Source organism: Novosphingobium sp. FG137 (genome assembly GCF_057809735.1).
Map to the genome: position 1 here is coordinate 956,254 of NZ_JBMDKN010000001.1, position 15,673 is coordinate 971,926.

Genomic DNA, 15,673 nt, shown 5'->3' on the forward strand with positions numbered 1-15,673 from the left:
TCTGCTCGCCATTCTGCCGCATTTGGCGCACGCCCAATCGCGTGATGCGGATCAGGCGCTTGAGGATCTGATCCCCGATTCCGCGCTGGACGATCCCAAGACCTGGGCGAACCAGACCGATGCCGCCAAGGTCTCCGTTCCCGATCCGAGCACCCTGCTTTCGCCCGATGCAATCGCGCCGCTGACCGGCATTCCCGCGATCACGCTGGCCTGGCCCGATGCGGCGGAGCTGCCGCCGATCGAGCTGCTCACGCCCGATGCGGATATCGGCGAGGCGGCCGAACAAGCCAAGGCTGCCGGTGAAGCGCTGGCGACCGACGCCGATCCGGGCAGCGGGCGCGGGATCGGGCAGATTCCGGGCGCAAGCCTGTTCCCGATTACGCCGCAACTGGCGCTCGCCTTTCCGCCGGACGTCGAGACCCTGCCAGAGCGCGAGGCCGTGACCACACGCTTCGGCACGCTCGCCACGTTGCGCAAGTTCGGCAACGAGGAAGACAACCTTGCGCAGCTGACCCGGCGCGCGCGGCAGGACACCGATCTGCTGCAGCAGGTGCTGAGGGTCTATGGCTATTACGACGCCGAGGTGTTCCAGAGCACGACTGGCTATGCCGCGCCTGCCGAAGGCAGCGGGCCGGGGCCGGCAATCGATCTCAAGAAAGTCGGCGTGCGCTTCGATGTGCGCCCGGGGCCGCGTTATACTCTCTCGCGCATCGACCTGGGCGATATTGCCGCCGCGCACGATGCCGCTGCGCTGACGCGCGCCTTCGCGCTCGCGCCGGGCGATCCGGTCAATACCGACCGCATCGTTGTCGAGCGCGATCACCTGATCACCGCGCTCGGCGAAGGCGGCCATGCCTTTGCCAAGGTGGGCGAACCCGATCTCACGATCGACCATGCGGTGCGCACCGGCGATCTCACCCTGCCCGTCACCAGCGGCGGGCAATATGTAATGGGTGAGATCCACAGCTCGCTGCCCGATTACCTGTCCGCCCGTCACCTCGCGCGGATTGCCCGCTTCCGGCCGGGTGATCCCTTCCGCAAGTCGCGTGTCGATGATCTCAGGCAGGCGATCCTGGCAACCGGCCTCGTCTCGGCAGTCACGGTCACGCCGCGAGAAGTCACCCCGGCGGCCAATCCGCAGCCGGGCGTCGCCGATGTCGACGTTACTCTGTCCAAGGCGCCGCAGCGCACGATTGCCGGGCTCATCGGTTATTCGAGCGGTGAGGGCCTGCGGGTCGAGGCGAGCTGGGAGAACCGCAACATGTTCCCGCCCGAAGGCCTCGTGCGCTTCCGCGGCGTGGTCGGTACGCGTGAGCAGCTGGCGGGCGCGACCTATCGCCGCAACAACTTCTTCGGGCGTGATCAGGTGCTTACCGCCGATCTCTATGCCCAGACCCGGCGGACAGACGCGTATCAGGCGCGCACCCTCTCGTTCTCGACGACGTTCGAGAAGCAGACCACGCTGATCTTCCAGAAGGCCTGGGTGTGGTCCGCCGGGTTTGAACTGCTCGCCACGAGCGAACTGCCTGCCGCCGCCGGTTCCACCCGCACCACCTATTTCATCGGCGCGCTGCCCTTGCGCGGCGCTTATGACGGCAGCAACGACCTTCTCGATCCGCGGCGCGGCGTGCGCGTTTCGGTGCGGCTGAGCCCAGAAGTTTCGGTGCAGAACGGCATGAAGTCCAGCTACTTGCGCGCGCAACTCGATGCGAGCGCCTACCAGCCTGTCAGCAGCCGCGTGGTGCTGGCAGAGCGCGTGCGGCTGGGCACGATTCCGGGCACCGATGTCAATTCCATCGCGCCTTCGCGGCGGTTCTATGCCGGCGGCGGCGCATCGGTGCGCGGCTTCGCCTATCAGGCAGTCGGCCCGCGCGATGCTCTCGGCAATCCGAGCGGCGGGCGCAGCCTGTCCGAATTCTCGCTGGAAGCGCGCGTGAAGACCGGGCTGATGGGCGGCGCGGTCAGCGTGGTGCCGTTCGTCGATGCGGGCACGGTGGGCACCACAGCCTCGCCCACGGTCAACGGCCTCAAAGTCGGCGTGGGCCTCGGCCTGCGCTACCAGACCAGCTTCGGCCCGATCCGCATCGATCTGGGCACGCCGGTCAATCCCTCGAAGGGCGATAGCCGCATCGGCGTCTACGTCAGCCTCGGGCAGGCGTTCTGATGGCGAGTGCCGCGCCGCCCGAGCCGCCTGCCGCTCCGCCGCCGCGCAAGGGGCCGGTTCGGCGCGTGCTCGGCTGGGGCCGCGGGCTGCTCCTTGCCGGGCTGCTGTTCGTGCTGGCTATCGCCGGCTCGATGGTCGTACTCGATTCCTCGATTGGTCACCGCTTCGTGGCGGACCGCATTGCCGCGATCGTGCCGGGTTCGGGCCTGCGCATCCGGATCGGGCGGATCGATGGCACGCTGCTGGGTGCGATGAGCCTGCACGAAGTGGTGCTGAGCGATCCCGACGGGCGCTTCATGGTCGTGCCCGAAGCCACGCTCGATTGGCGTCCGCTCGCCTGGTTCGGGCTTGATCCGCGTTCAGGGCTGTTCAAGGGCCTCGATATCCGCGCGCTGATCCTCAAGCGCGGCACGCTGCTGCGCGCGCCCCGCCTCAGGCCCGGCGATCTGAACGAGCCGATCCTGCCCGATTTCGATATCCGCATCGGCAAGCTGGCGGCGGAAAATCTTGCCATCGAGCGCGGCGTGACGGGAGAGCGTCGGCGGATCGACTTTGCCGCAGTTACCGATATCCGGCGCGGACGGGCGCTTGTCAGCCTGGGCGGACGGCTGGGCGGTCGCGACCGGCTGCGCCTGCGGCTCGATAGCGAGCCGGATCGCAACAAGTTCGCGCTCGATTTCATCTACAACGCGCCGAAGGACGGCCTGCTTGCCGCGCTGACCGGGCTGAAGCGCGACATTTCCGCGCGCGCGGGCGGCAAGGGCACGTTTCAGGAGTGGCACGGCTGGAGCGCGGCGACCGAGGGCGGGCGCAAGCTGGCGGCATTCCAGCTCGAGAACCGCAGCGGGCGCTACAAGCTGGCCGGGCAGATCTTCCCCGGCGATCTGCTGGGTGATGCCGCCCGGCGCGCGAGCGGCGGCAAGCTTTCCATCGTGGCCGACGGAACCGCCGGCGGCGGTGTGCTGCGCGGGCGGCTTTTCGCCGGGGGCGCTGCGCTCAGGGCCACGGCGGAGGGCGGGCTCGATCTCGTGAACAACCGCGCCGAAGCGGTCAAGGTCCGCGCCGTTCTTGCGCGGCCGGAGCTGCTGCTGGCCGGCACGGGCACCGAACTGCAGGGCGCGCGGCTCGATGCAACGGTCGATGGCCGCTTCGCCGCGCTTGCGATCATCCACGACCTGCGCGCCGCGCGCCTGCGCAGCGGACCGGTGCTCGCCGAGGGGTTGCGAACGGCGGGCACGGCCTATTGGGATGGCAAGCGCCTACGCCTGCCGCTCGCGCTCACGGCGCAGCGGCTGAAGACCGGACAGGCCATGGTCGATCCGCGCCTGCCGGGTGCGCGTCTTTCCGGCGACCTTGTGCTGGCCGGTAGCAAGCTCACGTCGGACCGGCTCGATCTCACAATGAAGGGTGCGTCTGCCAGGCTGGTCCTCGATGGCGATCTGGCGCGCAGCCGCTTTGCCCTCTCGGGCCCCGTCACCGCGCGGGGGATCGCGCTGCCCGATCTGGGCATGGCCGATGGCGAGGCGCGTATTGCGCTCACCGTGGGGGGCGGTCAACCGTGGCTGCTCAGCGCCGATGGTGCCGGGCGGATGGCGCGGATCGACAATGCCACGCTGGCCAACCTGACGGGCGGCAATGTCCGCGCCCGGGCTTCGCTCACCCTTGGCGGCAGCCAGCCGCTGATCGTGCGGCGGGGCGAGCTGACTTCGGCGAAGCTCACCATGGCGCTGCGCAGCTGGACACAGGCGAACGGCGTGACGACGCTGGCCGGGCAGGGCAGTCACCTCGAATACGGGCCGTTCACCTTCGATGCGGCGCTGGCAAAGGATGGCCCGCGCGCCACGCTCGTGCTCGCCGATCCGCTCCCGGCTGCCAGTCTCAAGGACGTGCAACTTGCGCTGAGCCCCGAAGGTGATGGCTTCCGCATTGAAACCAAGGGGGATTCGCGGCTCGGGGCGTTCAGCGGTCTCGTCCTGCTCACGGCGCCGAAGGACGCGCCGGTGCACCTCGGGATCGAGCACTTCACCGTCTACCAAACCCGGATCACCGGCAGCGTCGATATCGGCAAGCAGGGGGCGACGGGCAGCCTGGCGCTCGCGGGGGGCGGGGTGACCGGCACCATCGACCTCGCACCGGACGGGGCGGGCCAAGCGCTCAAGGCCGCGATCACGGCGCGCGGTGCCCGCTTCGGCGGCGAGAACCCGATCGCGGTCGGCAATGCCGAGATCACCGCTGACGGGCGCATCGAGGGCGGTGACACCACCTTGCAGGCCTCGCTAAAGGCTGAGGGGATCAGCGCGGGCAAGCTCTTCATCGGCCGGCTTGCAGCGGACGCCGCGCTCGTCAACGGATCGGGCAGCGTCACCGCGTCGCTCGCCGGGCGGCGCGGCACGAGCTTTGCGCTGCAGGGCACCGCCGCCTTTTCGCCCGACAAGATCGTCGCCTTCGTCGCAGGGGACTATGCCGGGCGCGCGATCTCGATGCCGCGCCGCGCGGTGCTGGAACGGGCGCCGGAAGAAGCGGGTGGTGGCGCAGCGGCCGGCTGGCGGCTTCAGCCCACGCAGATCGATTTCGGGCGGGGCAGCGTCATCGCCAGCGGCCATGTGCTGGGCGGGGCGACCCAGCTCAAGCTCATGCTATCGCGCATGCCGCTTTCGGTGCTCGATATCGTGCTGCCCGATCTCGGGCTCGGCGGGCTCGCCTCAGGCGTGATCGATTATGAGAACGACCATCTCGGCGCGCCCTCGGGCCACGCTGCGGTCGAGCTCAAGGGCCTCACCCGCTCGGGCCTTGTCCTGACCTCAAGGCCGCTCGACCTCGCGCTGGTGGCGGAGCTCAATCCCGCCGCGCTGCAGGTCCGCGCGGTGGCGCGCGAAGGCGCGGCGATGCGCGGGCGGGTGCAGGCGCTGGTGACCGACCTGCCGCGCGGCGGCACCATGCTCGAGCGCCTGCGCGGCGGCAGCCTCAAGGCAGAGCTGCGCTATAGCGGCCCCGCCGAGGCACTGTGGCGACTCGCCGCGATAGAGGTGATCGACCTCACCGGCCCGCTCGGCGCGGCGGCGAGCGTCACGGGTTCGATCGACCACCCGGTGATCACCGGTGCAGTTGCGACGCGTGCGCTGCGCGTCCAGTCGAACCTCACCGGCTCTGACGTGCGCGATGTCGAGGCGCTCGGCAGCTTTGCCGATGCCCGGCTCAGCCTGGCCCACTTCAGCGGCACAACGCCCGGTGGCTCGGGCGGCGGTGGCACGGTCAGCGGTAGCGGTACGGTCGATCTCTCCAATCTGGCGACGCGGGGCGTCGGGCTCGACCTCAGGCTGGCGGCCACGAACGCGCTGCTGATCAACCGCGACGACATGGCCGCGACCGTCACCGGGCCGCTGCGCCTTATTTCCGACGGCATCGGCGGGACGATCGCCGGACGCGTGCATATTGATCGCGCGCGCTGGACACTGGGCCGCGCCAATGTGACCGAAGCGTTGCCCGCGATCACCACGCACGAAATCAACCAGCGCGCCGATGTCGCCCCGCCGCGCGTGCCCTACACACCGTGGAAGTACCTGATCGACGCCGCCGGCGCGGACCGCATCGATGTGCGCGGGCTCGGCCTTGAAAGCGAATGGGGCGCCGATGTACGCCTGCGCGGGGATACCGCCAATCCGCAGATCTTCGGCAGTGCCGATCTGGTGCGCGGTGGCTATGAATTTGCGGGGCGGCGCTTTGATCTGACGCGCGGACGGATCCGCTTCGTCGGGGAAGTGCCGGTTGATCCCCGGCTCGATATCGTGGCCGAAGGCGATGCCAACGGGGTCAGTGCCAAGATTGCCATCAGTGGTTCGGCGCTCAAGCCGCAGATCGCGTTCAGTTCGGTCCCCGCGCTGCCCGAGGAAGAACTGCTCAGCCGCATGCTGTTCGGCAGTTCGATCACCCAGATTTCCGCGCCGGAGGCGGTGCAGCTCGCCTCCGCGCTCGCCAGCTTCCGCAGCGGCGGCGGCCTCGATCCGATCAACAGGGTGCGCAATGCCATCGGGCTCGATCGGCTGCGTATCATCAGCGCCGATGCCTCGGTCGGGCGCAGCACGTCGATTGCGGTGGGCAAGTATATCGGCCGCCGCATCTTCGTGGAACTCATTACCGACGGGCGCGGCTATAGCGCGACTTCGGTGGAGTTTCGCATCACGCGGTGGCTGGTGCTGCTCGGCACGATCTCCACGATCGGCGACGAAAGCCTCAACCTCAAGGCATCCAAGGACTACTGACGCCTTCGTATCTGCGCTCAAACCTCGCCTCCACCGTCACACTGAACTTGGTTCAGGGTCTATCTCTCGGTTCGCGCGGTGGTCTGGAATTTCAGAAGCTTAGGGCGAGGGTTGCTCCTGACAGACAACACCAAGCTTGTTGCGCGGTGGACCCTGCACCAAGTTCAGGGTGACGAAGGGTTTGGTTGATCGCGAATCCGCATGACAAACAAAACCCCGCACAACCGAAGCGGCGCGGGGTCTTGTTTCAAGCATGGCGCTGGAGAATTACGCCCCGGCGATGGTCTTCAGTTCCATGAAGTCCTTCAGGCCGTAGACGCCGCCCTCGCGGCCGTTGCCCGACTGCTTGTAGCCGCCGAAGGCACCGCCCTTGACGCCGCCCCACTGGTTGACCGCGACGAGGCCCGCGCGCAGGCGGCCGACAATGCCCTTGGCGGTCTCGACATCGCCGGTCACGACTGCCGAAAGCCCGTAGGCGGTGCGGTTCGCCAGCTCGATGCCATCCTCGATGCCGTCATAGGTGGTGATCGTGGCGACGGGGCCGAAGGTTTCCTCGCGGAAGATCGTCATTTCCGGCGTCACGTCAGAGAACACCGTCGGGCGGATGAAGTAGCCGCGGTTGACGTTGTCGGGCAGGCCCGGGCCGCCTTCGAGCAGCGAGGCGCCCTCGGCGATCGAAGTGTCGATCAGCGACTGGATCTTGGTCCACTGCGCCTTGTTCACCACCGGCCCGATGTGCGCGCCGTCCTCGGCCGGATTGCCGACCTTCACCGCCGCGAAGTAGTTCTTCACGAAAGTCTCGGCCTCTTCCTTGCGCGACTTGGGAACGAGCAGGCGGGTTGGGGCGATGCAGCTCTGGCCGGTGTTGGCGACCACGCCCTGCAGCGTGCCAGGCAGCGTCGCGGCAAAGTCCGCATCCTCGAGAATGAGGTTGGGTGACTTGCCGCCCAGTTCCTGATGCACGCGCTTCACGGTGTCAGCCGCGTTCTTGGCGATCTGGATGCCGGCGCGGGTCGAGCCGGTGAAGCTCACCATATCCACATCGGGGTGGACAGTAAGCGCCACGCCGACGCCCGGACCATCGCCCTGGACGAGGTTGAACACGCCCGCCGGCACGCCTGCGGCATGCATGACTTCAGCGATGATCACCGCGTTGGAGGGGCACTCTTCCGAAGGCTTGAGCACGATCGTGTTGCCGGCGGCAATGCACGGCGCGATCTTGGCGCAGATCTGGTTAAGCGGCCAGTTCCACGGCGTGATCGCCGCGACCACGCCGATCGGTTCGTGCACGAAGCGGGCATTGGCGCCGGGAACCGGCGATTCCCATTCAAAGCCTTCAAGCGCTTCGAGCGTGCCGAGAATGTAGCCGATGCCAGCGCCCACCTGCGCGGTGCCGGCAAAGCCGATCGGCGCGCCCATTTCTTCGCTGATCACCTTGGCGAAATCGGGAATGCGCTTCTTGTATTCGTCGAGAATGCGCACGAGCAGCGCCTTGCGCTCTTCCACCGGGGTGGCGGCAAAGGCGGGGAAGGCGGCCTTGGCGGCGGCGACGGCCTTGCCGACATCGGCCTGGCTGCCCAGCGTGATGACCGCGCAGGCCTCTTCGGTCGCGGGATTGATCACCTCATGGCGCTTGCCGCCTTCGCTATCTACCCAGGCGCCGTTGATATAGTGCTGCAGATGCTCACGCATCAGTGTTCTCCCAAGATTGTTGGATTGCCAAACGGTTGAGCCGTGTGCCCGACGATGACAAGTCCGGTACGTGAATGCAACGTATTTGGCGACGGACCGGACCATCCGCAAGGATTGGCCGGAATGGCCATGCGCCACCCCCCGATGCCAACCCATCACGAGCAGGATTAGGGTGCCACGGGCCTGCTGATGGCTATCACAACACATCAACCTTGGCCGGTGACGCTTTAGATAGTCGCGAAAGCCGCAAGATTCGAAACATTTGGCTCCATACGCGTAGCCCGCGCTAACCGTTTCTTTCCATCCTGTCGCTAAGTCTGGCTCGATGGGTCTTGACCACCTCAGCTGCGGTTCTGCCGCGCGATCGTCTGTGCGCAATCTGCGCACCGGCTGGATCGCGCTTGCGACGTTCCTGGCGCTGATCGCGCTGTCTGCGCTGCTGGTCGCGGTTTTCTCCAGATCGACCCGCATCGCCGACGAACTGGCGCGCGAAGACGAGCGGGTGCTCGTTACCCGCTATCTCGATCAGCTGGGCAGCCAGATCGTTGCGGCGCAAAAGGTGCAGCTCACATGGGACGATGCCATGCGCAATGCCGTGCTGGCGGACAACGAGGCCTGGGCAAACCACTTCCTCGGCGATTTCGTCTGGAACAACCTCGAGACCGACGCGATGTTCCTGGTCCGGCCCGATGGGTCGCTGGTCCATGGGTGGGCGCAGGGGCGGCCGACCGGGGATGTCGGCTATCAGGAAGTGCGCTGGCATGTCGAGGACCTGATCGACCGGGCCAAGCACAACGTGCCCCTGGGCGGGCGCATCGCGGGCATGAAGAAGCTGGCCGATATCGATTGGCCGGTGGCCGCATCGGGCCAGCCGCTCAATCGCTGGGCGGCGACGCCGGTGCTGCGGCATGGTCGGCCGGCGTTCCTCTCGGTCGTCGCGATCGTGCCCGACAACGACTATACCCTGCTCCGCCGCGAACCCAATTACGTGGCGACGCTGCGCTATCTCGATGGCTCGATCCTTACCAAGATGGGCAGCGACCTCGTGCTGCGCGATCTCAGCTTCGTGCCGGATGAAGCGCGGATCGGCGCAGCCAATGCCGTGCCGCTGAGCACTGCCTTCGGCGATCACATCGGCTGGATCACCTGGACAGCCAAGGTGCCGGGGCCCAAGATCGTCCAGCGCACCGCACCGGTGCTCGCCGCGTTCATCCTGTTCTTCCTCGGCGTGGTCGCGGGCGGCGCGGTGATCGTGCGGCGCATGCGCCTGACGGCGAACGAGCTCAAGGCCAGCGAGGCGCAGGCCCAGCACAATGCGCTGCACGATGCGATGACCGGCCTGCCCAACCGCGTCTACTACATGCAGCGCCTGCGCACCTTGCTCACCGAATTCTTCGAAGGCGAGGCGCAGGGGAACCTGTTTGTCGCCTATATCGACATCGATGGCTTCAAGCTGGTCAACGATACCATGGGCCATCACGTGGGCGATGAACTGGTCCGAATGGTCGCCCACCGCCTGCGTGAGGCGCTGCCGCGCGAGGCCTTCATCGCGCGCTTCGGCGGCGATGAATTCGTGCTGCTCCACGCCAGCGAGGATGGCGCGCGCGCTGCAGACCGGCTGGGCAACAAGATCATGCAACTGATGCGCAGGCCCTTCCTGATTTCGGGCAACACGCTCGAAGTTTCGGTCAGCTGCGGGATCAGCTGGGGGCCAGAACAGAGCGAGGACCCCGGTGAACTGCTGCGCCGCGCCGATATCGCGCTCTACCGCGCCAAGCAGCGCGGGCGCGGGCGCTATCGCCGTTTCACGCCGGATATGGACGCAAGCGTCAAACTGCGGCGCGAAATGGAAATGGAGCTGCGCCTCGCGATCACCCGCGGCGAGCTCTCGGTCGCCTACCAGCCGGTGGTCGAAACCGGCTCGGGCATTATAGGCGGATTCGAGGCGCTGCTGCGCTGGAACCACCCCGAGCGCGGGGAGATCCGTCCTGACCTCTTCGTGCCGATCGCCGAGCAGGGCGGCCTGATGATCCCGCTTGGCACATGGGTGCTGCGCCATGTCTTCACCGAGTGCCGCGATTGGCCGGACTGCGACATTTCGGTCAACCTCTCGCCGCTCCAGATCATGGCGGGAGATTTCCTGCCGATGCTCGCGGGACTGCTCGAAGAGACCGGCATGGACCCGCAGCGGCTGGTGTTCGAAGTGACCGAAGGCGTCATGCTCGATCGCAGCGCGCACGTGATCGGCGTGCTGCGCGAGCTCAACCGTATGGGTATCCGCGTTGCGCTCGACGATTTCGGGATCGGCTATTCCTCGCTGTCGTACTTGCGCTCGTTCCAGTTCGACCGGATCAAGATCGACCGCTCGTTCGTCTCGAACATCGAGCGCGACCGCGATGCCCACTCGATCCTCTGCGCGATCACCACGCTGGGCAAGACACTGCGGATGAAGGTCGTGGCCGAGGGTGTCGAGACCGAAGTGCAGCGTCTGCTGGTGCAGGCCGCCGGCTGCGAGTTGGTGCAGGGCTATCTGTTCTGGGCCGCGCTCCCCGCCGAAGAAGCGCGCGGTCTGCTCGCGGATCGGGAAATCGAAGCGGCGCTGCGCCGGGCCTCCTGAACGCGCTCTTCAGGGCTTCTCGTTCGCGGGATCGGGCAGGATCGTCATGTCGGACGCCTGCCAGGCGGGCGAGACGCTGACAGTGAATTCGAGCCGAGTATCGGCATCGATGCGGTGCGGCACGCCGGGCGGCAGCAGCACGACCGACCCTTGCGCCACATCCTGCACCTTGCCGCCGATGGTGACGCGGCCCTTGCCGGCAGCGACCACCATCACTTCGCTGCCTTCATGCGTCACCGTCAGCGGGATCGCAGCGCCCTTCTGCAGCACGAAGCGGGCGACGCTGATCGCCTCGGAACGCTGCGGCGCGGTGCGGCCAACCAGTTCCTCCACCGCTACCGGCGGCACCAGCGCGGGCTTTGGCGCGGTGCTTTCCGCCGGGCGGCGGGCAGATTCGTCGCGGGTGAGCCCGGTGATCTCGTTCGCGAACTTCGGGTAGAGCCTGACCAGCTCGTCGCGGTAGCCCGGTTCGTAGTCGGCATATTCGAAACCGGGCGAGAGCGTGTTGGCCCCGAAGCTGTACGCCGTCTGCGGATCGCCGATGGGCCGCGCGCCCATCCACGTGCCGCGCGGCACCATGATCTGCGGCTCCTCGCCCTTCAGCACATTGCTGCCCCAGATCCGCGTTTCGCCGTGCCCATCGGGATAGAGCAGCAGGATCTGCGCCGGGCTGCCGCCGTAGAAATGCCAGAGCTCATCGGTGGCGAGCCGGTGCATCGCGGAGAAATCGCTGCGCGTGAACACAGCGTAGATGGCGGTATAGGCCCAGCGCTTGCCCTTGTAGCGCTCGGCCAGCGCACCTTCGATCACGTCGTCGCTCTTGAAGGTCTGCAGGAACCACGGCCCTTCATGGGGGATGTTCTGCATGTGATAGTGATCGATGATCGCGCGCGCGGCCGGCGGCATCGGATCGGCTGCCACAGGTTCGGCAGCTGCATGGGAGCACCACAGCAGCGCGGCTACGGCAAGAAGCGGTCTGTTCATGGTTGAAGCTGTTGGCAAATCAGAAAGGGCTTGCCTACCCGCAAAACGGTATCAGCCGGCGCTGGAAGCAGTCTCGGCGCTCGCCGTCAGGGTCCCGGACGTCGATGCGTGCGGATAGATGAAGCCCTTGGCCGCGCTCGGGCGCAGGCCCAGCGAGCGGGTCGGCGCATACCACACGCGCACTTCGCTCCAGTCACCCGCAGCGGAAACGTCCACCGCCATCACGCCGCGCTCGACCATGCCGGGGCGCGACCAGTTGGCATGATCGATCAGGATGTGGCGATCATCGACGACCTTGCGGACGACCGCGACGTGGCCATAGGGCATCGAACGGGTGCCGGCGAAGGCGAGGACAGCACCAGCCTTGGGCGCTTGGCCGCGACCGTAGCGGCCTTCCGCGTTGCCCCACCAATCGCGCGCATTGCCGCTGAGCTGCACGTCCGAAATCTGGCGCGCGTAAGTCACGCACTGGAGCCGGGCCAGCGCTGCCGAGGGCAGGGCGAACATCGAAAGGAGTGCGAGAAGGGCTGCGACCACGTTCTTGTGCATGTGCAGCATCTCTAAGGATCCGGGCCGATTCGAGGAGTCCGGGGCGGCTCCGTTCATCCTGCCGCAATCACCGTTCATCCCGAGTCCATGTGGGGCTGTGGAAAAAGATCACAGCTGCCGCGCAGATATCTTCGCGCGGCTATCCTCCTCATTCGCTCAAACGAAAAAGGCGCCCGGTTTCCCGGACGCCCCTTCCTGAAACGCAGCGCTGAAAAAATCAGGCGCTGTAGTACATGTCGAACTCGACGGCCGAGGGCGTGGTTTCCCAGCGCATCACTTCGGGCCACTTGAGTTCGATATAGGCTTCGATCTGGTCCTTGGTGAACACGCCGCCCTGGAGGAGGAAGTCGTGATCGGCGACCAGCGCGTCGAGCGCTTCACGGAGCGAACCGCAGACGGTCGGCACTTCGGCGAGTTCGGCAGGCGGCAGATCGTAGAGGTTCTTGTCCATGGCTTCGCCCGGGTGGATCTTGTTCTTGATCCCGTCGAGGCCAGCCATGAGCAGTGCCGAGTAGCACAGGTAGGGGTTGGCCATCGCGTCGGGGAAGCGGAATTCCACGCGCTTTGCCTTGGCGCCCGAACCGTAGGGGATGCGGCACGAGGCCGAACGGTTGCGCGCCGAGTAGGCGAGCAGCACGGGGGCTTCGAAGCCCGGCACCAGACGCTTGTAGCTGTTGGTGGTCGGGTTGGTGAAGGCATTGAGCGCCTTCGCGTGCTTGATCACACCGCCGATGAAGTAGAGGCACATGTCAGACAGACCGGCATAGCCGTTGCCTGCGAAAAGCGGCTTGCCCTGATCCCAGATCGAGATGTGGGTGTGCATGCCGCTGCCATTGTCCGACTTGATCGGCTTGGGCATGAACGTGGCGGTCTTGCCATAAGCCTGCGCGACCTGATGGACGACGTACTTGTAGACCTGCATGCGGTCGGCGGTCTGGACGAGCGTGCCGAAAGTGAGGCCGAGCTCGTGCTGGGCCGAGGCCACTTCGTGGTGATGCTTGTCGCAGGGCAGGCCCATGTCGATCATCGTGCGCACCATCTCGGCGCGGATGTCGACGCAGCTGTCGACCGGAGCGACCGGGAAGTAGCCACCCTTGGCGCGCGGACGGTGGGCAAGGTTGCCGGCTTCGTAATCGCGGTTCGAGTTGGTCGGCAGTTCGATGTCGTCGATCTTGAAGCCATTGCCGTCGTAACCGTCGTAGAACTTGACGTCATCGAAGATGAAGAATTCGGCTTCGGGGCCGACGTAGACGGTATCGCCCACGCCGCTCGCCTTGACGAAGGCTTCGGCGCGCTTGGCGGTCGAGCGCGGATCGCGGGCGTAGAGTTCGCCGGTCGAAGGCTCGACGATGTCGCAGCAGATGATCATCATCGGGGTGGCCGAGAACGGATCGACGTAGACCGCGTTGAGGTCCGGCTTCAGGATCATGTCGGACTCGTTGATGGCCTTCCAGCCCTCGATCGAGGAGCCGTCGAACATCAGGCCGTCTTCCAGTTCGTCCTCGCCAAGCACGGTGGAGACCATCGTGAGGTGCTGCCACTTGCCCTTGGGATCGGTGAAGCGCAGATCAACCCATTCGATTTCCTCGTCCTTGATGCGAGCGAGAATGTCCTTTGCAGTAGCCATCGCTGGTCCTTTAACTGGCCCCGGCCCGTGCAGGGGCGCTCAGTGAACAAAAACTTGGGGTCACAAGTCTGGAGAAGGCGCCGGCCCGCAGCCACCTCCGGTTGAAGATTGCCTGATCCTAAATGGCGTCGTTATCGCGTTCGCCGGTACGGATGCGCAGCGCGCTTTCCACCGCGAACACGAAGATCTTGCCATCGCCGATGCGGCCCGTCTGCGCTGCGGTGGCAATCGCCTCGACCACGCGGTCGACCATGGCATCGGCCACCACCACTTCGAGTTTCACCTTCGGCAGGAAGTCGACGACATATTCGGCGCCGCGATAGAGTTCGGTATGGCCCTTCTGCCGGCCGAAGCCCTTGGCTTCGGTGACGGTGATGCCGGAAACGCCGATTTCGTGGAGCGCTTCCTTCACCTCGTCCAGCTTGAAGGGCTTGATGATCGCTTCGACCTTTTTCACTCGATCAATCCCTGCAGGCAGACCGGTTCCCGGCCTTGCGGCCCTGACCGGCGGTGTTGGTATTCGTACGGAGCCCGATACCGGATCAGCTATCCAAGAATCGTGCCACGCGGGTACTACCCTCCACTAGGACAGGAATGGGCGCCGCGAAAGCCGGAAAAGCGGCATGTCTGGCAAGAATGCAAGGCGCATGCGCACCGTTGCATTGCGCAAGTTGCGCGGAAAAGGCGGATTGGTGCACAAGATTTGCGCAAGGTCTGCCTTATTTTTGGGCAGATGGCCCCTCCGTCACGCGCTTCGCGCGCGCCACCTCCCCATTTGCACTTCGTGAAAACGGGGAGGACCGATAAAGCGGCGCTTCAGGTCCTCCCCATTTTTGCAAAGCACAAATGGGGAGGTGGCCCGCCGCAGGCGGGTCGGAGGGGTTCTTCAGGCCGCGTAGGGCGGGCGGTGCAGGCCCGCGGGGCTCAGCGTGAAGATCTCGCAGCCCGTTTCGGTCACGGCGATTGAATGTTCGAACTGCGCGGAAAGCGAGCGGTCGCGCGTCACTGCCGTCCAGCCATCGTCGAGCAGCTTCACCCCCGCCTTGCCGAGGTTGATCATCGGCTCGATCGTGAAGAACATGCCGGGCTTCAGTTCGGGGCCGGTGCCCTTGTGTGCGGCGTGGATCACTTCGGGCGCATCGTGGAACAGGCGCCCCAGACCGTGGCCGCAAAACTCGCGCACCACGCCGTAGCGGTGCCGCTCCGCATGGGCCTGGATCGCCGCGCCGATATCGCCGAGCCGCGCGCCGGGGCGGACCTGCTCGATGCCGATCATCAGGCATTCGTAGGTAACATCGACCAGCCGCTTCGCCTTGAGCGCGACATCGCCGACGAGGTACATCCGGCTGGAATCCCCGTGCCAGCCATCAAGCAGCGGCGTCACGTCGATATTGACGATATCGCCCTCGCGCAGGATGCGGCTTTCGGACGGGATGCCGTGGCACACCACATGGTTGATCGAGATGCAGCACGAATGGGTATAGCCGCGATAGCCCAATGTGGCAGGGACGGCGCCGCCATCGAGGGTCATCTGCCGCACGACATCATCGATCGCGGCGGTGCTGACGCCGGGCTGGACCATCGGCACCAGTGCATCGAGGATTTCAGCCGCAAGGCGTCCGGCCTTGCGCATGCCTTCAAAGCCCGCAGGCCCATGCAGCTTTATCGTGCCGTCACGCGGCATCACATCGGTCTCGTCGGCGATCACATAGTCGGTCATGGAAGGCATTTAGCGTGTCTGTGCGGAAATTGCGAGGGCGCTGCGCCGTGCTGGCATGCGG

At 66.1% G+C, this 15,673-nt stretch carries 9 protein-coding genes; 3 read left to right on the forward strand and 6 right to left on the reverse strand.

What is annotated here, in order from left to right:
• Positions 1-22 precede the first annotated feature (22 nt).
• Both ACODS2_RS04365 and ACODS2_RS04370 read left to right on the forward strand, forming a co-directional pair.
• Positions 23-2,164, forward strand: coding sequence for an autotransporter assembly complex protein TamA (locus tag ACODS2_RS04365; RefSeq protein ID WP_488997715.1), 2,142 nt, complete (start codon positions 23-25; stop codon positions 2,162-2,164).
• On the forward strand, positions 2,164-6,423 hold the full coding sequence (locus ACODS2_RS04370; protein ID WP_488997716.1) for a translocation/assembly module TamB domain-containing protein: 4,260 nt from the start codon (positions 2,164-2,166) through the stop codon (positions 6,421-6,423). The genes ACODS2_RS04365 and ACODS2_RS04370 overlap by 1 nt, the downstream gene beginning before the upstream one ends.
• Positions 6,424-6,690: 267 nt before the next feature.
• Here ACODS2_RS04370 and ACODS2_RS04375 read toward each other — a convergent pair whose 3' ends face one another.
• Positions 6,691-8,115, reverse strand: a complete 1,425-nt coding sequence (locus tag ACODS2_RS04375; protein WP_488997717.1) for an aldehyde dehydrogenase family protein — start codon at positions 8,113-8,115, stop codon at positions 6,691-6,693.
• A 370-nt stretch (positions 8,116-8,485) separates the two neighbouring features.
• Between ACODS2_RS04375 and ACODS2_RS04380 the strand changes: the two genes are divergently transcribed.
• Entirely contained in the window at positions 8,486-10,732 is a 2,247-nt protein-coding gene (locus tag ACODS2_RS04380; RefSeq protein WP_488997718.1) for a putative bifunctional diguanylate cyclase/phosphodiesterase, read from the forward strand.
• 9 nt (positions 10,733-10,741) lie between these two features.
• Here the strand turns inward: ACODS2_RS04380 and ACODS2_RS04385 are convergent, their stop codons facing one another.
• The 5 genes from ACODS2_RS04385 to map all read right to left on the reverse strand — a co-directional run bounded on the left by ACODS2_RS04385 (position 10,742) and on the right by map (position 15,612).
• Positions 10,742-11,716 carry a cupin domain-containing protein gene (locus ACODS2_RS04385; RefSeq protein ID WP_488997719.1) on the reverse strand — a complete coding sequence of 325 codons (975 nt, stop codon included), beginning with the start codon at positions 11,714-11,716 and terminating at the stop codon, positions 10,742-10,744.
• A gap of 51 nt (positions 11,717-11,767) precedes the next feature.
• Positions 11,768-12,265, reverse strand: a complete 498-nt coding sequence (locus ACODS2_RS04390; RefSeq protein ID WP_488997917.1) for a CHAP domain-containing protein — start codon at positions 12,263-12,265, stop codon at positions 11,768-11,770.
• A gap of 217 nt (positions 12,266-12,482) precedes the next feature.
• Positions 12,483-13,892 carry a type I glutamate--ammonia ligase gene (glnA, locus tag ACODS2_RS04395; protein ID WP_488997720.1) on the reverse strand — a complete coding sequence of 470 codons (1,410 nt, stop codon included), beginning with the start codon at positions 13,890-13,892 and terminating at the stop codon, positions 12,483-12,485.
• A 118-nt stretch (positions 13,893-14,010) separates the two neighbouring features.
• Positions 14,011-14,349 carry a P-II family nitrogen regulator gene (locus ACODS2_RS04400; protein ID WP_298173854.1) on the reverse strand — a complete coding sequence of 113 codons (339 nt, stop codon included), beginning with the start codon at positions 14,347-14,349 and terminating at the stop codon, positions 14,011-14,013.
• Positions 14,350-14,778: 429 nt separating this feature from the next.
• Positions 14,779-15,612, reverse strand: a complete 834-nt coding sequence (gene map, locus ACODS2_RS04405) for a type I methionyl aminopeptidase (RefSeq protein WP_488997721.1) — start codon at positions 15,610-15,612, stop codon at positions 14,779-14,781.
• Positions 15,613-15,673: the final 61 nt, after the last annotated feature.